This is a genomic window from Winogradskyella sp. MH6 (assembly GCF_022810765.1).
In the GTDB taxonomy this organism is placed as follows: Bacteria; Bacteroidota; Bacteroidia; order Flavobacteriales; family Flavobacteriaceae; genus Winogradskyella.
Genome location: NZ_CP094494.1, coordinates 1,767,726 through 1,786,831, shown reverse-complemented (window position 1 = coordinate 1,786,831; position 19,106 = coordinate 1,767,726). Strand labels below are relative to the sequence as shown.

At 33.5% G+C, this 19,106-nt stretch carries 17 protein-coding genes; 8 read left to right on the top strand and 9 right to left on the bottom strand.

Translation table 11 applies throughout. The annotated features are described in order from the left end of the window. Window positions 1–43: 43 nt before the first annotated feature. Genes MST30_RS08005 through MST30_RS07995 form a run of 3 tightly spaced genes read left to right on the top strand, consistent with a single transcriptional unit; the run spans window position 44 to window position 2,644 of the window. Window positions 44–868, top strand: a complete 825-nt coding sequence (locus MST30_RS08005) for a thymidylate synthase (RefSeq protein ID WP_243473869.1) — start codon at window positions 44–46, stop codon at window positions 866–868. Between the two features lie 10 nt (window positions 869–878). Then, window positions 879–1,787 (top strand): energy transducer TonB, encoded by a 909-nt coding sequence (locus MST30_RS08000; protein ID WP_243470898.1) that lies wholly within the window; start codon window positions 879–881, stop codon window positions 1,785–1,787. A 17-nt stretch (window positions 1,788–1,804) separates the two neighbouring features. Continuing rightward, complete coding sequence (locus MST30_RS07995) at window positions 1,805–2,644, top strand: energy transducer TonB (protein ID WP_243470897.1); 840 nt, start codon at window positions 1,805–1,807, stop codon at window positions 2,642–2,644. Window positions 2,645–2,708: 64 nt separating this feature from the next. On the opposite strand, the gene MST30_RS07990 is transcribed toward MST30_RS07995, so the two are convergent. After that, window positions 2,709–3,005 (bottom strand): isoamylase early set domain-containing protein, encoded by a 297-nt coding sequence (locus MST30_RS07990; RefSeq protein ID WP_243470896.1) that lies wholly within the window; start codon window positions 3,003–3,005, stop codon window positions 2,709–2,711. Between the two features lie 286 nt (window positions 3,006–3,291). Between MST30_RS07990 and MST30_RS07985 the strand changes: the two genes are divergently transcribed. The 4 genes from MST30_RS07985 (at window position 3,292) to lspA (ending at window position 6,185) form a co-directional block, all read left to right on the top strand. Then, window positions 3,292–4,224, top strand: a complete 933-nt coding sequence (locus MST30_RS07985) for a dihydrofolate reductase (protein WP_243470895.1) — start codon at window positions 3,292–3,294, stop codon at window positions 4,222–4,224. A gap of 1 nt (window position 4,225) precedes the next feature. Beyond that, complete coding sequence (locus MST30_RS07980; RefSeq protein ID WP_243470894.1) at window positions 4,226–4,681, top strand: hypothetical protein; 456 nt, start codon at window positions 4,226–4,228, stop codon at window positions 4,679–4,681. 98 nt (window positions 4,682–4,779) lie between these two features. Further along, window positions 4,780–5,673: an ACP S-malonyltransferase gene (gene fabD, locus MST30_RS07975; RefSeq protein WP_243470893.1), complete on the top strand. Its 894-nt coding sequence runs from the start codon at window positions 4,780–4,782 to the stop codon at window positions 5,671–5,673. Window positions 5,674–5,684: 11 nt separating this feature from the next. Next, on the top strand, window positions 5,685–6,185 hold the full coding sequence (lspA, locus tag MST30_RS07970; RefSeq protein ID WP_243470892.1) for a signal peptidase II: 501 nt from the start codon (window positions 5,685–5,687) through the stop codon (window positions 6,183–6,185). A gap of 92 nt (window positions 6,186–6,277) precedes the next feature. Here the strand turns inward: lspA and MST30_RS07965 are convergent, their stop codons facing one another. The 8 genes from MST30_RS07965 to MST30_RS07930 all read right to left on the bottom strand — a co-directional run bounded on the left by MST30_RS07965 (window position 6,278) and on the right by MST30_RS07930 (window position 17,700). Beyond that, window positions 6,278–7,042: a hypothetical protein gene (locus MST30_RS07965; protein ID WP_243470891.1), complete on the bottom strand. Its 765-nt coding sequence runs from the start codon at window positions 7,040–7,042 to the stop codon at window positions 6,278–6,280. 17 nt (window positions 7,043–7,059) lie between these two features. Continuing rightward, window positions 7,060–8,514 (bottom strand): RagB/SusD family nutrient uptake outer membrane protein, encoded by a 1,455-nt coding sequence (locus MST30_RS07960; protein WP_243470890.1) that lies wholly within the window; start codon window positions 8,512–8,514, stop codon window positions 7,060–7,062. 8 nt (window positions 8,515–8,522) lie between these two features. After that, window positions 8,523–11,690 carry a SusC/RagA family TonB-linked outer membrane protein gene (locus tag MST30_RS07955; RefSeq protein WP_243470889.1) on the bottom strand — a complete coding sequence of 1,056 codons (3,168 nt, stop codon included), beginning with the start codon at window positions 11,688–11,690 and terminating at the stop codon, window positions 8,523–8,525. A gap of 454 nt (window positions 11,691–12,144) precedes the next feature. After that, complete coding sequence (locus tag MST30_RS07950; RefSeq protein ID WP_243470888.1) at window positions 12,145–13,680, bottom strand: helix-turn-helix domain-containing protein; 1,536 nt, start codon at window positions 13,678–13,680, stop codon at window positions 12,145–12,147. Window positions 13,681–13,849: 169 nt separating this feature from the next. Then, entirely contained in the window at window positions 13,850–14,041 is a 192-nt protein-coding gene (locus MST30_RS07945) for a hypothetical protein (protein WP_243470887.1), read from the bottom strand. 189 nt (window positions 14,042–14,230) lie between these two features. Further along, entirely contained in the window at window positions 14,231–15,508 is a 1,278-nt protein-coding gene (locus MST30_RS07940; protein WP_243470886.1) for a metal-dependent hydrolase family protein, read from the bottom strand. An 11-nt stretch (window positions 15,509–15,519) separates the two neighbouring features. Then, window positions 15,520–16,539 carry a UDP-glucose 4-epimerase GalE gene (gene galE / locus MST30_RS07935; protein WP_243470885.1) on the bottom strand — a complete coding sequence of 340 codons (1,020 nt, stop codon included), beginning with the start codon at window positions 16,537–16,539 and terminating at the stop codon, window positions 15,520–15,522. A 3-nt stretch (window positions 16,540–16,542) separates the two neighbouring features. Further along, window positions 16,543–17,700 carry a DegT/DnrJ/EryC1/StrS family aminotransferase gene (locus MST30_RS07930; protein WP_243470884.1) on the bottom strand — a complete coding sequence of 386 codons (1,158 nt, stop codon included), beginning with the start codon at window positions 17,698–17,700 and terminating at the stop codon, window positions 16,543–16,545. A 124-nt stretch (window positions 17,701–17,824) separates the two neighbouring features. Between MST30_RS07930 and MST30_RS07925 the strand changes: the two genes are divergently transcribed. Further along, window positions 17,825–19,066: a 3-deoxy-D-manno-octulosonic acid transferase gene (locus MST30_RS07925; protein WP_441372255.1), complete on the top strand. Its 1,242-nt coding sequence runs from the start codon at window positions 17,825–17,827 to the stop codon at window positions 19,064–19,066. Window positions 19,067–19,106: the final 40 nt, after the last annotated feature.

Genomic DNA, 19,106 nt, shown 5'->3' with positions numbered 1-19,106 from the left:
AAAGTTTAATTAAATGAGATTCCTGCTTTCGCAGGAAGTATGCATGAAACAATATCACGACCTAGTAAAACACGTATTAGAAAACGGCAACGAAAAAGGAGATAGAACAGGTACAGGCACTAAAAGTGTTTTTGGCTACCAAATGCGTTTTGATTTAAGCGAAGGATTTCCGATGGTAACAACCAAAAAGCTACATCTTAAGTCCATTATCTATGAATTACTTTGGTTTCTAAAAGGTGATACTAACATTAACTATTTAACTGAAAATGGTGTTAGAATCTGGAACGAATGGGCTGATGAAAACGGAGATTTAGGACCTGTTTACGGACACCAATGGCGCAATTGGGCAAGTGAAGATATAGACCAGATTAAAGAAGTTATTGAAACATTAAAAAACAACCCAAACAGCAGAAGAATGTTGGTGTCTGCATGGAACCCTTCTGTATTACCAGATACATCTAAATCTTTCGCAGAAAATGTTGCCAATGGTAAAGCTGCTTTACCACCTTGCCATGCGTTTTTTCAATTTTATGTAGCTGATGGTAAATTATCTTGCCAACTCTATCAACGTAGTGCCGACATCTTTCTTGGAGTACCTTTTAATATTGCATCTTATGCACTATTTACAATGATGATGGCACAAGTTTGTGGCTACCAACCAGGTGAATTTATACATACGTTTGGTGATGCTCATATATACAACAACCATCTTGAGCAATTAGAATTACAACTATCTCGAGATATTAGACCATTACCAAAAATGATTATCAATCCAGATGTAAAAGACATTTTCGACTTTAAGTTCGAAGATTTCATACTTGAAGATTATAATCCTCACCCACATATTAAAGGTGTTGTTGCTGTATAAATTTTAATTCATGAAATATTTACTTATACCTCTGCTATTTTTCGTTTCATTAAGTTATTCTTTTTCGCAAGAACAGGAAAGCGAAACAGACGATTATTCCGAGTATCAAAACCAAATAGCACCACCTCCTGCAAAGGTTTCAACTGTTGAAGAATTTGATATCCTTTTTTGTGAAGGTTGTAATACTGCTGAGGATAAAAAATATATTTTTGATTATCTCGTTTTCTCTCTTTTTGTGAAGAAAATCACAAAAAAAGATCTGGTTTTTTTAAAAAACATAAACCCTAATGGTCGTTTAAGTGAAACGTTATTTTTTGAGTTTGATTCTTCAGGAAATCTAATTAAAGAAGGTACTGAATCCTACTTTACAATCAAAAAAGAACGTGCAATTATAGATTCTTTGCTCCATAAATTTCCTAAAATAGATTTTGATGAAACTAAGATAGATTCTTCCTTTTCATCAGTTAGATATGGTGTGAAAATAGATTATAAAATTATTGAAAATGACTACGGAACTTTAAAAATTGAAAAGCACCAACCAGATTCTTCTAAAGACATGCCGTTTAAAGAGATTGATGAATTCCCTGTATATAACGGGTGCAATTCAAGCTCGAACAACACAAGTTTGAAGCAGTGTATGAATAGTAAAATAATTAGACTAATTGGTGAAAATTTTAGCACAAACATAACCTCAGATATTGGTCTATCGCCTGGGAACAAAAAAATATATGTCAACTTTACCATAAATAAAAATGGAGAAATTGAAGGTATTACAGCCAGAGGTCCTCATCCTGCTTTAGAAAAAGAAGCAATCCGTGTTATAGGTTTAGTTCCAAAATTTGACAAACCAGGTTATTACGGAAATGAACCTGTAGATGTTAAATATAGCATCCCTATCGTTTTCAATATTCCTGAATAACGTATCACTACCAAACTATGAGAAGGTTTTGTTCTGTTTTTGCATTAATTCTAATCACAAGTTTATGCTCTGCTCAAGAGACCAAACAAGATTTTTACAAAAGATCATTTGTCGCCTATGAAGGCTGCGAAGACTCTGAAGACTTAGAACGTTGTTATGAAGTTTCTTTTCATGAGTTTTTGGCTAAACATATTAACAGAAAATCACTCAAAGACTCTATTTTCTTTGATGCTAAAAAAGACACTATAACTGTCAGTGCAAATATTTTATATGATGAATATGGTAAGGTTGTTAAACGTCATTCAAGAATTTCTAATCCAATAAACAACCATCCTGATGGTTTAAAGGGTTTATTGGACAGCATTCCTGTAGTTAAGCCTGTTTTAGACAGATATAATAATGGTGTAGCTCAAAGCGCTAGAAATCTATTTGGTTTTTATCTAGACAAGGCAAAGGATACCATAGTACCAATATTAGGCTATACGCCAAGGGAAATTCCTTTTGACATTATAGAAAAAGTTCCCGTATACAAAGGTTGTGATGAAAGCATGGATAATGAGAATTTAAAAAATTGTATGAACGATAAAGTAAGGCAATTAATTTCTAAGAATTTTAAAACCAAGCTCGCAAATAAATATAAACTAAAGCAAGGTATTCAACGCATTTATGTTATTTTTAAAATATACACCAAAGGACGAGTAAAGGACATTGTAGCCAGAGGACCTCATCCTGAAATTGAAAAAGAAGCTATAAGGGTAATAAAGAAAATCCCCAGACTCACCAAACCAGGATATCTTAGAGGCAAACCAGTTATTGTTCCTTTCTCAATACCGATAGTTTTTGCAGTGAGTAAATAATAAAAAAGGCGTTTCTCTTTTCTCTTTAAAGAAACGCCTTTTTATTGTGTCTTAATAAGGGTTATTATAAGTTTAATACACCATTCTCAGCACCAGCAAAATCATTCCATGCATACGCATCAGCTTGCTCATCGTTAACATAGTTACCGTCAACAACGTATCTAAATTCATAAGAGTTGTCACTCTCTAAATCTACTGTACCTTTAAATGTACCGTTCTTTAATTTCTTTAATTCTGTAGCTTCAGTATTCCACTCGTTAAAGCTTCCAACAACCGCTACACTTTTTGCCTCCTCTGCAGGAACAGAAAATGTTACCTTACAAACTGGCTTACTCTTTAAATACTGTTTTTTAATTGCCATAATAATAGTTTTAAATAATAGCTCAAAAGTATAAAAGAAAAAAGCAGAAATTACAGTTTAACTTACTTTAAATGAAAGAATTATCATTTTATTAAAATAGCCTTTACTTTTTGGTAAACTATGTAATTTTTTAATGTGAAATTTATGAGATTAATAACACAAAAATCAAGGCTTAACACTTGATAATCAACGATATCGTTTTCGAAAATAGTAAAAGTAAATTCCAATGAATTAGCGACAACGTTTTAGTTAAAAAGAAGTATCTTTATCAGACAATTTTAGGATTATGTTCGGAAAGAAAAAACAAGTCTCAACAATAGATAAAGACCAATTAGAACTCATAGAAAATGCTCAAAAACGTATTAGGCAAAAAAAGCGTTTATACATTCATTTTGTTGTATTTCTTATTGGTGCTGTATTTTTAATTCTAGCAAATACAGTTCTGGGTATTGGCAAAGATTTTACTATTGCTGGCATTAGCTGGTTTGTGTACGCCATACTGCTTTGGTTATTTTTATTTGTTTACCATTTTGTAAACGTGTTTATCACAAACAAGTTTATGGGAAAGGATTGGGAAAAACAACAACTAGACAAGCTCGTTAGCCAACAGCAAAAGCGTATTGACAAGTTAAAAGAAGGGTTTTTAAAAGAAGAACGCAAAATTGCTCAGTCTCAAGCCTACAACGAAACGCACCCAGACACAAAGCCTGAAGAAAAAAAAAACTCCAATGAGCTAACCATCATTGTAGCAGCTGGTGAAGACAATGCTATTGGCAAAGACAACGACCTTATTTGGCATCTTAGAGATGACTTAAAGCATTTTAAAAAACTAACGTCTGGCCATCATATTATTATGGGACGCAAAACTTTTGAAAGTTTCCCAAAACCATTACCTAACCGTACACATATAGTTATTACAAGACAAGATAATTATAAAGTACCTGAAGGTGTTGTTGTGGTCAACAATCTTGAAGATGCCTTAGATGCAGCAAGAAAAGATAATCAACCTTTTATTATTGGTGGAGGTGAAATCTATAAACAATCCATTAATATAGCCGACAAACTAGAATTAACACGAGTACACGCCACGTTTGAAGGTGCTGATACTTTTTTCCCAGAAGTAGATTCAAATAAATGGGAAGAGATTTCTAAAACCACTCATGATGCTGACGAGAACCATAACTATGCTTTTTCGTTTATTACTTATGTAAAGAAATAAAATGCGATATTATTCTATAATTCTATTGTTTATTTTTCTAAATCAAGGCTGTAAGTCAAATGATGAAAGTAGAGAAAACCAAAATGTTGATAACCAAATTGAAAGTACATTGGGTGATGAATCAATTTCCGAAATTGAAACAACAGAGAATGAAACTTTTAATGAAGAAAATCTATTTGGAACTTGGAAGCTAATTGCAGGCGATCCTAAGCTAGAAAAGCTCATAGATTCAACTTATCTTAATTTTTATGATAATCTATATTTTAATAAAAAGGTTAATGGTTACTATACGCCAAGGGTACCTTTTGCTATATTTTCATCACAGATAAGATTATACAATTCTAAAATGTCGTCTGATTTAGCAAAAGTAATTAGTATTTCGTCAGACACATTAAAGCTTCATCTAAATGCAGATGATGCACTTGGTATATTTGCAAGAACAATAGCAGAAGAGTGATTATTTTCTAAGCTATATTCTTTAGTAATCCCTTAACTAGACCTACAGGTTGCAATATGAATTAAATTCCTATTTTTGCATCACTAAAAATTAGTCACATGAATGCATATGTATTTCCAGGTCAAGGTGCTCAGTTTTCAGGAATGGGTTTAGACCTTTATGAAAGCTCACCTTTAGCACAAGAACTTTTTGAAAAAGCTAACGATATACTTGGTTTTTCTATCACAGACATCATGTTTGAAGGTTCTGACGAAGACCTAAAACAAACCAAAGTTACCCAACCAGCCATATTTTTACACTCAGTAATTTTAGCAAAAACTTTAGGAGATAACTTTAAACCAGATATGGTTGCAGGCCATTCGCTTGGTGAATTTTCTGCTTTAGTAGCTGCTGGTGCCCTAACGTTTGAAGACGGTTTAAAGCTTGTATCTCAAAGAGCTCAAGCCATGCAAAAAGCCTGCGAATTACAACCAAGTACTATGGCTGCTGTTTTAGGTTTAGATGATGATGTTGTAGAAAAAGTATGTAAAAATACAGAAGGTGTGGTGGTTGCCGCAAACTATAACTGTCCTGGTCAGTTGGTGATTTCTGGTGAAATTGAAGCTGTAAATAAAGCTTGCGAAGCGCTTAAAGAAGAAGGTGCAAGACGTGCATTGGTATTGCCTGTTGGTGGTGCTTTTCACTCTCCTATGATGGAGCCTGCTCGCGAGGAACTAGCAGCAGCTATAGAAAACACTACGTTTAGTAAACCAAACTGCCCAATTTATCAAAACGTAACGGCTTCTGCAGTTACAGATGAAAATGAAATAAAAGCCAATTTAATCTCTCAATTAACAGCTCCTGTGCGTTGGACACAATCTGTTCAACAAATGATAGCAGATGGTGCTACACACTTTACAGAAGTAGGGCCAGGTAAGGTTTTACAAGGCTTGGTAAAGAAAATTAATAGAGAAGCAGAAACATCTTCCGCTACTTTTGAAACTAACGCTTAATATTTTCTGATTTGAATAGAAACGTTTTTATTGTTCTTCTGATAGCTTTTAATATCGCTATAGACCAAATTACAAAAGTAATTGTTAGAGCAAATATTGAAATTAGAGAGGTTATAGAATTAATTGGCAACAAATTTATCCTCACAAACGTCTATAACAAAGGGGCTTTTCTTGGTATGGGTAGCGATATGAATCCTACCTTACGAACCATCTTTTTATTGATTTTACCTGCTATAGTTTTAACTTATGTTATTTATTACATTATAAAAACTAAGGAATTAGACCGATTAAGTCTTATTGCATTTTGTTGTATCATTGGTGGTGGTATTGCTAATGTTTTTGATAGAATCGTATTTGGCAAAGTCACCGATTTCTTTTTTATAGATTTAGGCGGAGTTTTTAAAACAGGTATTTTTAATGTAGCAGACATCTCTGTAACTACAGGTATGATTATGCTGCTCTTTAGTGGAATTTTTAACACCAAAAAGAACACAACAACTTCTGAATCATAAGATTTAAAGTTTAAAAAAACATAAAAGACCCTTTCTATAGAAAGGGTCTTTTTTTTGAGTTAGTTTAGTTAAAGTATATATCTCACTTGTGTCTAAGGTAATGAAAACGTTGTTACCTCACTGGCACCAAATGAGCCTCCTTGATGTATAACTTCGCCATTTACCGTTAGTGAATAACTTCCCTGTCCAAAACTACAGCACATGCCATCACCATATGCATCATAGATTACAAAACCAAAATCACCATTATCTATGCAAAGTCGTTGTTGTATAGATTGATCATCTAAATCATCGTAACCGCTACCAGAAGCTATTAAGGTTGGCGTTGTAGTTATATCTGTATATAGTTCCCAACTGGTTTCCTCAGCATAATTATCAAAAGTGATGTCTAAAATAAGTTCATTCATCGGACAAACAATCACAATATCCATTTGTAACGGATGCGGATTTAAAGCTGTATTATCATCAGCAAACCCTAACACCAATCTATCTCCACTTCCAAAGCCATTATCTGTAATTGTAACGTCAAACTGGGCAGATGAAGCATTAGCAGGAATTGTAACTGAACCTGGTACGTTGTAATAATCTGAACTAATTGTTGTACCCTGACCACCATTAAATTCTGAGGGCAAAACCTCTAAATTATAGGTTTTGTCAGAAGATGATTTTCTGGAATTGTAAACTGTTATTGTTTTGGTTGATACTCCACTTTGGTTTAATTCAAAATTTAGCGCATCATCCTGAAAACTTATAAATTCATAATCTGAAACACTTATTGCATCAGCATCAATGTCGTTATTACAAGCAACAAAAATGAAGCTAAACAAAACCAATGCTGTATATAAAACTTTTTTCATGTTATTTGGTTTTTAAATTAAATATTATTGAAGCCTGCATAGTTCTGATTCAAATCCATTTCATCTTCAGGAATTTTTAAGAAAAATAGATTACTATTTGCTGGCACATCTATAGATATTCTATGAATATCATTTCTTGTCATTGGTAGATTATAGCGCTTTGCATCAAACCATTGCGGACCAAACTCACCATAAAACTCTTTCTTTCGTTCTAATAAAATCTCATTTAATAATGCCTGACCAGAATTTGTGGTCATAGTTGCATTAGGATCTCTTGCAGATTGCAATGCAAACAAAAGATTTCTGGCTTCTGGAATGTTCCCTAAGTGATACTGTGCTTCTGCATCAAAAAGAACCATTTCAGACTTTCTTATAATTGGTATATCAGAGGCAAACGTAAAGGCATATTTTGTAGACACAAACTCTCTCCAAGGAGTTGTAGCCGATACACCATAGATATCAATGAATGTATTTCTTACATCTGTTGAAGTAAACTCAGCTGCAAAATCCGGATCTATATAAGATGCATTGTAACTTAGTGTTAAATGATCAAACATAGGCGCTGCGTGTCCCCAATAAAAGTTAGTTTCGTCCGATCCATTTTGAAACATTGCCCAAATCCATTCCTGATCTTGCATATCTCCAAATCCTGCTCCCCAATTTATAGATTGTACAGCTTGGTTGGCATTACCTCCATAAGCACTTCTTGACAAATCGGAAACTCTCTGCCAATCATCTTGTGTTACAGAATATACTCTTGCTAAAACCGCTTGAGCTACCGCCTTATTAATAAAACTTTTACCTAATCTTGAGTCTGGTAAATCAGTAACAGCATCTTCTAAATCTTGAATAATCTGATTATAAACCTCACTCATTGGTGCTGGCGGATTACCACCTACGGTTTCTAAAGATGTTGGTGTTGTGTAAATTGGAATTCTTTCTAAACTTCTATCGTTATTGTAATTTGGAGCAAACTCTAGAGCAAGTTCAAATAAATGGAAACCTCTAAAAAACTTTCCTTTTGCAATAAATTCTCGCTTCTCATCTTCACTCAACGCATCACTATTATTAACTCCAAAAATTAAAGTATTTGCAAAGTTGATATTCTCGTAATTGAAATCCCAAGTAAAATTGGTACGTCTAAAATTAGGCTCTCTGTTTTCGTGTCCATAATCAAAAGTATACCAATTAAAGTCTTGAATGATATCATTCCCCTTTACAGCTCTTGCAAAATACATAGCATATAAGCCACCAGCATCTACGTTACCATACTGTCCTTTATAATTTGACAAAATACCATTAACAAAAGTCTGTGCATTATCTCTAGAAGAGAAAATTAATTCATCTGTAACGCCTGTGGTATCTGAAGGTTCTTCAATATAATCTTTTTCACAAGACAACATTGTACTTGCCAAGACCATAACCACCATAGGCAGTAACACTCTAAGTTTTTTATTTTTATTTTTCATCATATTATTTTTTAAAATTGAATTAATGTGCCAAACGTAAAGGTTCTTTGTAATGGAGATCGGTTAGCCGTTAAGCCATTAAACGCTTGCTCTGGATCTATACCTCCATGCGACTGCCACGTTAACAAATTATCTCCTTGGAAGTACACTCTTACTGAGGTTAATCCGATATCTTCTAAAGCATCTTGTGGTAAATTATAACCTACCGTAATACTTTTAAGACGTAAATAATCGTTTTTAAACAACCATCTTGTTGACTGAGAATTGAAGTTGTTATTTGAAGTAGTCAACCTTGGAAAATCTGTAATATCTCCTGGCTGCGACCATGCATTAGAGTTATCTGGATGTGCTGATGCACCAATAGCATCGAAATTATTTACCAAGCCTGAATAGTCTGTATCCAATAAATAAGCACCTAAACTAAAATTAAACAATGCGCTAAGATCAAATTGCTTATACCTTAAACTTGTGTTGAAACCACCTTGAATATCTGGAAGTGATTCTTTACCTGTTTCATAACGTGTAGCTTGGTCATAATCATTAGTTACTGTTCTACCTGTAACATTACCTTCTGTATCAACAACATCCTGATACCAAAGCGCATCACCATTTGCTGGATTTACACCTGCCCATTCTCTAACATAAAATTCGAACAAAGAATTTCCAGGAGCCCATAGCTTTGTACCTTGAACTTGTCTATCTGTAAATGGAGAAATTTGAATAATTTCATTCTTCAACACTGAAAAATTACCACCTACACTCCAACTAAAATCTTTCTTATTAAAGATATCACTGTTTAAAGTTACCTCCCAACCAGAGTTTTCTATAATACCAGCATTAGCTCTAACTACAGGTACTCCAGGAGAAGGTGTTGCAGTAATGTCTTGAATTAAATCTTCACTGCGTCTTTTGAAGTATTCCACAGTTCCGCTTAATGCTCCATCAAAAATGGTAAAATCCATACCTAAGTTTAGGTTAGTTGATGTTTCCCATTGTAGTGCAGGATCTGGTAATGTTCCTGACGGCAAGTTAGATGGTTGCCCTTCTACAGGAGAAATCACGACTCCTCCAAAATTAGCACCACCAAACAAGAAGCTTGTTGGAAAGAAACCTCCTGGTATGTTAATATTTCCTAATTCTCCGTAAGATGCCCTTAATTTAAGATTGTTCAGCCAATCTGCATTTTCCATAAAAGCCTCACTAGCAACATTCCACGATGCACCCACTGAAAAGAACTCACCTGTATTGTAGTCTGTATTAAATTGTGAAGACTTATCTTGCCTTACCGAACCTTCAATAAAATACCTGTTATCGTAATTGTAAGCCAAACGGCCCAACATACTTACAATTCGTCTTTCTGTTCTAAATCCACCGAACGTTTCTGCAATTGTTCCATTACCTAGTTCTTCCTGATTTGGTAAGAACCCTGTTGCAGAAGCATTAAACGTATCTGAAGTCGTAGTATTTGCTTCATAAATAGCATCTACAGAGATATTATGTACATCTGCAATAGTGGTTTTGTAATTAAGAGCCTGAACAGCATTTAAACCTGTGGTTACATTTCTAGCTTTACTTACTCTACCTCCTACTGCTGAAGCCGCACCAATCTCATCATCATCAAAACTATGGCTATCAAAAACAAAGTTCTCATAGTTTAAAGTAGATCTAAATGTGAAGTTTTTAAGAAAGCTTACTTCAGCATAAGCCGATCCTAAAAAGTTAGTTCTTATACGTTGCTCTGTGCCCAACAATATAGATGCTAAAATATTCTCTCCTTGATTTGTAGGTCTATTAAAATTAACTGGCTGTCCTACAGGTCTTCCATTACCATTACCAAGGTCGTATATTCTATTACCATTATCATCTAAAATAAGATTTCCACCTGCATCTCTAACATAAATTGGGTAAATCCCATTTACACTATAAATCCATGATATAGCTTGAGTAGTACTACCAGACGTTTGATCTGGGTTATTAGAATAGGACCTAGAATAACCACTTGTAATACCTAATTTTAACCAGTCATTAACCTGACTATCTAAACCAACTCTTGTCGCAATTCTTTCAAAATCTGACTTAATTACTGGTCCATCCTCACTTAAATAATCCACAGAGAAAAAGTAGTTTGTGTTTTCTGTACCACCAGAAACATTAACATTATGGTTTACTCTTGGTACATCTTCTCTTAATACGGCATCTTGCCAATCGGTTTTCCAAAGTAAATTGGCACCTTGTACCAAGTTTCCATCTGTACCAATAGGGTTTGAAACACTGTAAGGATTGTAACCTAAGGTAGGTATTAAAGCATTTGTAGCATTACTTGCTGCTTCTGCCGGCAATTGCCCTTGGTTATATAAATTGTCATTTCTAAGGGCTTGCCACATTAATTTTAAGTAGTCTTCTGAACCTACAACATCATGTATACCAACCGCAGGATTAGAAATACCATACTGAGTTCTTACTCTTACACTCGTTTTTGTATTTCGCTTACCTCTTTTTGTAGTAATTAAAACAACTCCATTTGCAGCTCTAGACCCATAAAGCGAAGCTGATGAAGCATCTTTTAGTACAGAAATAGACTCTATCTGATCTTGACTTATCGTGTTTAAATTTCCCGTAAACGGAGCTCCATCAATAACAATAAGCGGTCCGTTAGCGCCATTAAAACTACCAAACCCTCTAATAACAAGGTTTGGATTATTACCAGGCTGACCACCAGCCGTAATAAGATTAATACCAGCTACAGTACCTTGTAAGGCCCTAAGCGGTGAGGTAACTTGTTGATTTTCGATAACTTCTGATTTAACTACAGCTACAGAGCCTACAATGGCTTCTCTTTTCTGTGTTCCATAAGCCACTACAACGACTTCGTCTAAGGCACTACCTTCTTTTAAAGCAACATCATAAACATTGGCATCTCCAACTACTACTTCAGCGGTTTCCATTCCTACGTAAGAAACAACCAATACATCTCCTTTTGTTGCTCTGATAGAAAACTTACCATCGAAATCTGATTGCACACCTCTTGAGGTATTTTTTACAATCACATTAGCACCTGGTAAAGGCAATCCATCTGATTCAGTTGTGACGGTTCCGGTGATTGTTTTTTCTTGGGCTAAAACCATTTGAGATCCAAAAAATAAATACAACAGAACCAAAGCATAATTTTTTACTTTCATAAAATTTCATTTTAGATTATACACTTAGTTTGTTGCAATAAGAAAGGTCGGCAGCGAAGTAATTTTAAAGACTAATTCAAAATAATTACTTTGATTGATGAAATTAAAGTTAACATGGTTATTTCATAAAAAAGTAAGGCTTCCACTGCCTTCCTTTGCAATTGCGTAGGTAAAACAACGAACCAAACAGCAAATTAAAGGCAAGAGTTATAAGGATTTACTTATGCCGACAAATGATTACCTCTTATTTACCATTTAGAAAAAACTTGGGAAAATAATGATTGGATAGACCATTATTAATGGTAATAAGGATTTTATCCTAAAACATTTAATCAGAAAAAAATCTATACTTTAAAAGTAAACCTTAAAGCTATTGGTCTTTAAAAACAGACAAATAGTAAAAGGAAAAAATGGAAGAATAATACAACAAGTATTATTAAACGAAAAAACAGGATTAAGCTAATCGAAGTGACCTAATGTAAGTAGAAGGTGTTTGATTCATGTGTTTCTTAAATGCTTTATTGAAGGTTACTTTGTTATTATAACCAACTTCGTAAGCCACTTCTATAATATTTAGATTTCGTTTTTGATCTTCATCAAAAATATCTACCGCCTCTAATATTCTATAGTGATTTATTAAATCATAAAAACTCATATCAAAGTGCTCATTTATAACCTGTGATGTGTTATGCCTAGTCGTTCCGAGCATTTCAGAAAGCATTTCTAAACTTATGCTATTGTCTTTATACACTTTTTGATGCGTTAATAAATCAACTAATTTATCTTTTAATTCGCTTGATAGGCTTTGGGTAAGATTAGACTTTTCATACTTTAATGGCAGCTTATTAATTCCAAAAGCATCTCCGTTTGCATTCAATATAATTTCTGGTCTTAATCCAGACATTAAAGCCATGTAAAAAATCATAGCAATCATAAACACAGATTTCAAATAATTAAAAGGCATATATTCTACCATTCTTACTACCACAGCACCATGAAGTAAATATGCCAAAGCATAGCAAACAAAAATAATCATAATGGTTTTCTCCCAAAGTGCTCTACTTTTCACCTCTGGGTTATTGGTGTTAATTTTCTGTCTCTTGTTCTTATAAATAATATAAATTCCTGCTGCATAAAGAGATAACGACAATGCTTTTATAACAACCAAAACTTTTCTACCTACATCTACCGATTCTGTATTTTCAACTAACAGGTTAAACTTTTCTGTGGCGCTTAGACTATAGTAAGGTATAAGCCAAATAATTAATAAGATGGTTGGTATTAAATGTACAGCGTCTTTTAAAGATATTTTATAATTTTCAACTACTCGTTTAAAATAAAAATAAAGTAATGGTCCATATAAGAAAGAAAATGGAGTTGATATATAAAATGAATGCGGAAACATTAGATTGTAATTAGATACAAACAAACTAACGTGCAACATAAAAAATGAATGAAACAATATAAAAGCCCCTATTAACCATACTGAGGTTTTATCTAAGTTTTGCTTGGCAAAAAGAATTATGACTATAAAAATTCCAATAATACCAGTAAAAGCATGTATCAATGCTAAAAAATTAAAATGCGGCTTATACTCTTCTGTTAAATGATCGTATTTGGCATCACTTTTAATCCCAGAAAATACATGATCATTAAGGATGGATAAGTCTTGGGTATCCTTAATATATTTTTTTATGTGTTTTGAAGCTTTATCTGCGTTGTTATTTTCTGAATATAATATAGCTAATGTCTTAGTAACTGCTATTGAGTCGCTTGTATTGTCTGAAAGTAACCTTTCATTGATTTTTATTAAATCTGCACGCTCAACAGAATCTTTCTCTTTTTGAACTTTTAGGATACTATCTAGTCCTTTTTTAGAAAGGGATTCTACATCGATTTTAGAGTTCGTATTATTATATGAAGTAGCATAGCCCTTGCTAAAAAACAAGAGCACAACGGCAAATACCAATATGTGCCTTAGGAAAACCATGGATTAGAACTTAGTTGATTATTTTTTGATTGACACTTCTAAGTTAAATCCATCTGACCAATAAAATTCTTAAAAACTTCTTAAAAAGTATAAAAAAACGTAAAATCCGATAAAAGTTTACCTTTTCTAAGGCAGGAAAAATCAATAATGAAAATGAAGAAAGAGTGCTTTATTTAGCTAATTGACAATCTTCACAATCTTTAACTTCACCGTAATAAGTTTCGCGATATTTATGAAGGGTTTTGTAAGGAATACTTAAGAATTGTTTCTTAATGTAAGTAACTTTTGTAGACAGTACACCCATCTTTTTTGAGAATCGACCTTCTTGCTTTGTTTCTCTTTTAATGCTTATCAATTTCATTGTAATCCAGTTATCATTAGATACAAAACAACAAAGACTAAGAGGTAATCCCAAGAAATAAATGTTAAATCCTAGTTAAGCCTTTTTTAGATTATCATATTGAAAATCAGACACTAAAATCATTAAAAGATTCTTAGTGAGACCTCAAAATCATTAAGAGTTTTATAATTAAAAATATTTGAAGTCTGGTTAGTTTTTGTAAACAACTCCCTCTTTCATCACAAAAACAACATTTTCCATTGTGGAAATATTCTTTGTTGGGTCATCATTTACCGCAATAATGTCTGCAATAAAACCGTCTTTTATTTGACCTAGTTTATCTTCCATCTTAAGAATCATTGCATTGGTAACTGTAGCACTTTGAATGGTTTCGATTGCTGGCATTCCTGCTTCAACCATATAACCAAATTCTTTTCCGTTTTCTCCATGGTAAAAAACCGCAGCATCTGTTCCAAAAGCAATACCTACACCAGCCTTATATGCTCTGCCAAACATATCCTGAATCTTTGGTCCAATATCCAAGGCTTTTGGCACAACAACTTCTGGATAATAGCCTTTTATTTTAGCTTTATCTGACACAAATTTCCCTGCCGTAATGGTTGGCACTAAGTAAACATCATGCTTTTTCATAAGTTCCATAGTTTCATCACTCATTAAAGTGCCATGCTCAATAGTTTTTACACCTCCTAAAATGGCTCTTTGCATACCTTCATCGCCATGAGCATGTGCCGCAACATGAAATCCATAATCTTTAGCTGTTTCACAAATAGCCTTAATTTCTTCAACAGTGAATTGTGGATTTTGACCACTTTTTGCAACACTCAGCACACCTCCTGTTGCCGTTATTTTAATTAAGTCCGCACCATTTTTATAACGCTGTCTTACTGCTTTTTTGGCATCATCCACTCCGTTGACTACTCCTTCCTTTGGTCCAGGATTTCCCATTAATTCTCTACTAGCACCATTTGTAGGATCTGCATGGCCACCAGTTGTAGCCAAAGCTTTTTCTGCCGTAAAAATTCTTGGACCTTTTACTTTTCCTGCATTTATTGCATTTCTTAGAGATACATTAACTCCTGAACCACCTAAATCTCTAACAGTCGTAAAACCATTCATTAGAGTGACTTCTGCATACTGAACAGAATTAAAAGCGACATCGGCATCATTCAATGTATAACCTTCAAGATATGATTTTGGGTTGGTTTCACTTTCAATATGCACGTGCATATCTATAAGACCTGGCATTACGGTTTTAGATTTTAAATCTATAACAGTATCCTCATTATTACTAGGTATTTTATAACCCTTTTCAACTGAAACTATCTTGTTCCCTGAAACTATAATTGTCTGCTCAGCAAGCACTTTACCAGACTCAGTATCTATTAATTTTCCACAATGCAGATAAGTGTTTTGTGCTGACAAAACAGTTACAAATACAAATGCCAAAATACTGAGTAGAGTTTTCATAGTTATTGAATTTATTTATTTCTAATTTTTTGCTCCCATTTCCATGCTGATGCCATAGCATCATCTAAACTAAGTTCAGTTTTCCAACCTAAAACATCATTTGCTCTTGTTGTGTCTGCATAAGCCGCAGTAATGTCGCCTTCCCTTCTTCCTACAATCTGATATTTTAATTTTTTACCTGAAACCCTATCAAAAGAATGAATAGCTTCTAAAACAGAACTTCCCTTTCCCGTCCCCAAATTGAATACCTCGTAATTCTCAAGATTCTTATCTTCTAATAAGCGTTCTAAAGCTATAACATGGGCTTTTGCTAAATCTACCACATGGATATAATCTCTAACACATGTTCCATCTGGCGTTTCATAATCTCCACCAAAAACAGATAATTGCTCTCGCATTCCTATTCCTGTTTGCGTAATATATGGCACCAAATTTTGAGGCACACCAATTGGCAATTCGCCTATTTCTGCTGAAGGATGCGCACCTATAGGATTAAAATATCTTAAAGCTATACTTCTTAGTTTATCATTTACTTTACAAGTGTCTCTAATGATTTCTTCACCGATTTGTTTAGTGTTACCATAAGGAGATTCTGCAGGTTTTACTGGAGCATTTTCTGTAATTGGCAATTCATCTGCCTGGCCATAAACCGTACAGGATGAACTAAAGATAAAATTCTGCTTTTCAAGTTTAGAAACAGATTGTAGCATGTATACCAAAGTACCAATATTATTTTCATAATACATTAAAGGCTCTTTTACACTCTCACCCACAGCTTTACTTGCTGCGAAATGAATAACACCAACAATGTCTTTATGCTTTTCAAAAAACTGAACAACATCAGTCTTTTCTCTAAGATCTATTTTCTCAAAATGTGGTTTAATACCTGTAATTGCAGTTATTCCATCTAAAACATCAATTGATGAATTACTTAAGTTATCTATAATTACAACCTCAAAACCCTTATTTTGAAGCTCTACAACAGTATGAGAACCAATAAAACCTAAACCACCTGTTACTAATACTTTCATCCTTTAGTTTTGGTTTATAAAATTAAGAACAGTCGATGTAATAAACTCAATTTGCTCATCATCTAACTCTGTATGCATTGGTAGAGAAATTACCGATTTAACCAACTGATTTGTAACTTTAAAATCGTCTTCATTATAACGCTCATCTCTGTAAGCTTTCTGTAAATGAAGAGGGATTGGGTAATAGACTCCGCAAGGAATATTATTTTCTTGTAAATGCTTAACTAAAGCATCTCTATCAACATCATTTAAATTTAGAGTATATTGATGAAAAACGTGACAATCGCAAATATCACATATACCATCGCAAGTTGTATTACCTGATGGTGTTATGATTTTTGGATGATTCTTAAACGCTTCAGTGTACTTTCTTGCTGCGTTTCTTCTTGCTTCATTATAACTATCTAAATGTGGTAATTTTGCATCTAACACCGCAGCTTGTATAGAGTCTAATCTAGAATTTACTCCAACTACATCATGGTGATATCTTTCGTACATACCATGATTTACAATACCTCTTATAATATGTGCTAAATCATCATCATTTGTAAAGATAGCACCTCCGTCACCGTAGCAACCTAAGTTCTTAGAAGGAAAAAATGATGTTGAAGCTACATGACCTATGGCTCCTGTTTTAGTTTTTGAGCCATCTTTATGTGTATAGCTAGCACCTATTCCTTGCGCATTGTCTTCAATTACATAAAGATTGTGTTTTTCTGCTAAAGCCATAATTGCATCCATATCAGCGGCTAAGCCAAATAAATGAACAGGAACAATAGCCTTAGTCTTTGGTGTAATAGCCTTCTCAATAGCTGCTACATCAATATTAAAAGTTATTGGATCTACATCTACCAAAACTGGTGTCAACTGCAATAAAGCAATTACCTCTACCGTTGCAGCAAAGGTAAAATCTGCAGTAATAACTTCATCGCCTGGATTAAGTCCCAAACCCATCATTGCAATTTGTAGTGCATCTGTTCCGTTAGCACAAGGGATGACATGTTTTACACCAAGGTAATCTTCTAAGTTTTTCTGAAATTGATGAACCTTTGGTCCGTTTATAAATGCTGCACTTTCTAAAATTTCTTGAATTGAAGTATCTACAACATCTTTTATTTTTGCGTATTGACTCTGAAGGTCAACCATTTGTATTTTTTTCATTCCGTGAAGGATTATATGTGTTCTGAAATGCATTCTAAAAAATGCTCTAGGCGAAAATACAAAATTGTAACTGCTAAGCCAATGCATTTTAACTGAAAGAAATGTATTTTAGCACAAACTTTTTATGTTGAAACTACTTTATTCTTTAGGAATTTACATTGCAAGTTTTGTGCTTAATCTGTTAGCGCTTTTTAATCCTAAGCTAAAACTAGGTGTTATTGGAAGACGCAAAACATTCAAAACCCTAGAAAAGCATATAAATCGCAATGACAAAACATTTTGGTTTCATGCTGCTTCTTTAGGTGAATATGAACAAGGGCTCCCAGTTTTTGAAGCTTTAAAGGAGAAGTATCCAGACTATAAAGTGATACTTTCATTTTTTTCGCCTTCGGGTTACGAGGTTAGAAAAAATTCTAAGATTGCAGATGTTGTGGTTTACATGCCATTAGACACCAAAGCAAATGCAAGAAGGTTCTTAAATCTTGTAAACCCTGATTATACCATTTTTGTAAAATATGAGATTTGGCCAAACTTTTTGCTTGAACTAAAAAAGAGAAAACACAAAGCCATACTTATTTCTGCAGTATTTAGAAAATCTCAAAGCTTCTTTAAATGGTATGGAGGTTTTATGAAAAAAGCGCTATTTGCTTTTGATCACATTTTTACTCAAAATGAAGCCTCTAAAACACTGTTAGAAAGCATTAGCTACAACGATGTTTCTGTTTCTGGAGACACAAGATTTGACCGAGTGAGCAATCAATTAAAAATTGATAATTCAGTAGATTTTATTGAAGATTTCAAGCAAGATAGATTATGTATTGTTTTTGGTAGTACTTGGCCAGAAGATGATAAACTTTACATGGACTACATTAATACACTAGACTTTGAGAAGGTAAAAGTTATAATTGCCCCACACAATATTAAACCTAGTTATATAGAGTCTCTTAAATCTCAAATAAAGGTTAAGTCTATTTGCTTTTCTGAATTGTCTAATAAAAAAAATCTTTCAAATTATAGTGTTTTCATCTTAGATACTATAGGTTATCTCAGTAGAGTCTATAGTTATGCAGACATCGTATATGTTGGTGGTGCAGCTGGAACAACTGGTTTACATAACATTTTAGAACCAGCAGTATTTGGAGTACCTATAATAATTGGAAAAAACTATAGTAAATTTCCTGAAGCTGACGCTCTTATTAAACTTGGAGGAGTAACTTCGGTACCAACACTGACAGACTTTAATTCAACTCTAAAAACCTTAGTTTCTGATGAACCTTATAGAAAAAGTCAAGGTTTAATCAATAAAAAGTATATAGAAAAAAATAAAGGAGCAGTCATCCAAATATTAAAATTTATACGTATATAGCTAAGTCGCACTATTAATAAGTGTTGAAATTTTGTTAAAA

Excerpts from the sequence above, each read along its gene's own strand:
- MST30_RS07930 (WP_243470884.1), bottom strand. The coding sequence starts at position 17,700 with ATGAAAAAAATACAAATGGTTGACCTTCAGAGTCAATACGCAAAAATA.
- MST30_RS07980 (WP_243470894.1), top strand. The coding sequence starts at position 4,226 with ATGCGATATTATTCTATAATTCTATTGTTTATTTTTCTAAATCAAGGC.
- MST30_RS07955 (WP_243470889.1), bottom strand. The coding sequence starts at position 11,690 with ATGAAAGTAAAAAATTATGCTTTGGTTCTGTTGTATTTATTTTTTGGA.
- MST30_RS07925 (WP_441372255.1), top strand. The coding sequence starts at position 17,825 with ATGTTGAAACTACTTTATTCTTTAGGAATTTACATTGCAAGTTTTGTG.
- MST30_RS07985 (WP_243470895.1), top strand. The coding sequence starts at position 3,292 with ATGTTCGGAAAGAAAAAACAAGTCTCAACAATAGATAAAGACCAATTA.
- galE (WP_243470885.1), bottom strand. The coding sequence starts at position 16,539 with ATGAAAGTATTAGTAACAGGTGGTTTAGGTTTTATTGGTTCTCATACT.
- fabD (WP_243470893.1), top strand. The coding sequence starts at position 4,780 with ATGAATGCATATGTATTTCCAGGTCAAGGTGCTCAGTTTTCAGGAATG.
- MST30_RS08005 (WP_243473869.1), top strand. The coding sequence starts at position 44 with ATGAAACAATATCACGACCTAGTAAAACACGTATTAGAAAACGGCAAC.
- MST30_RS07960 (WP_243470890.1), bottom strand. The coding sequence starts at position 8,514 with ATGATGAAAAATAAAAATAAAAAACTTAGAGTGTTACTGCCTATGGTG.
- MST30_RS07965 (WP_243470891.1), bottom strand. The coding sequence starts at position 7,042 with ATGAAAAAAGTTTTATATACAGCATTGGTTTTGTTTAGCTTCATTTTT.
- MST30_RS07940 (WP_243470886.1), bottom strand. The coding sequence starts at position 15,508 with ATGAAAACTCTACTCAGTATTTTGGCATTTGTATTTGTAACTGTTTTG.
- MST30_RS08000 (WP_243470898.1), top strand. The coding sequence starts at position 879 with ATGAAATATTTACTTATACCTCTGCTATTTTTCGTTTCATTAAGTTAT.
- MST30_RS07990 (WP_243470896.1), bottom strand. The coding sequence starts at position 3,005 with ATGGCAATTAAAAAACAGTATTTAAAGAGTAAGCCAGTTTGTAAGGTA.
- MST30_RS07950 (WP_243470888.1), bottom strand. The coding sequence starts at position 13,680 with ATGGTTTTCCTAAGGCACATATTGGTATTTGCCGTTGTGCTCTTGTTT.
- MST30_RS07995 (WP_243470897.1), top strand. The coding sequence starts at position 1,805 with ATGAGAAGGTTTTGTTCTGTTTTTGCATTAATTCTAATCACAAGTTTA.
- MST30_RS07945 (WP_243470887.1), bottom strand. The coding sequence starts at position 14,041 with ATGAAATTGATAAGCATTAAAAGAGAAACAAAGCAAGAAGGTCGATTC.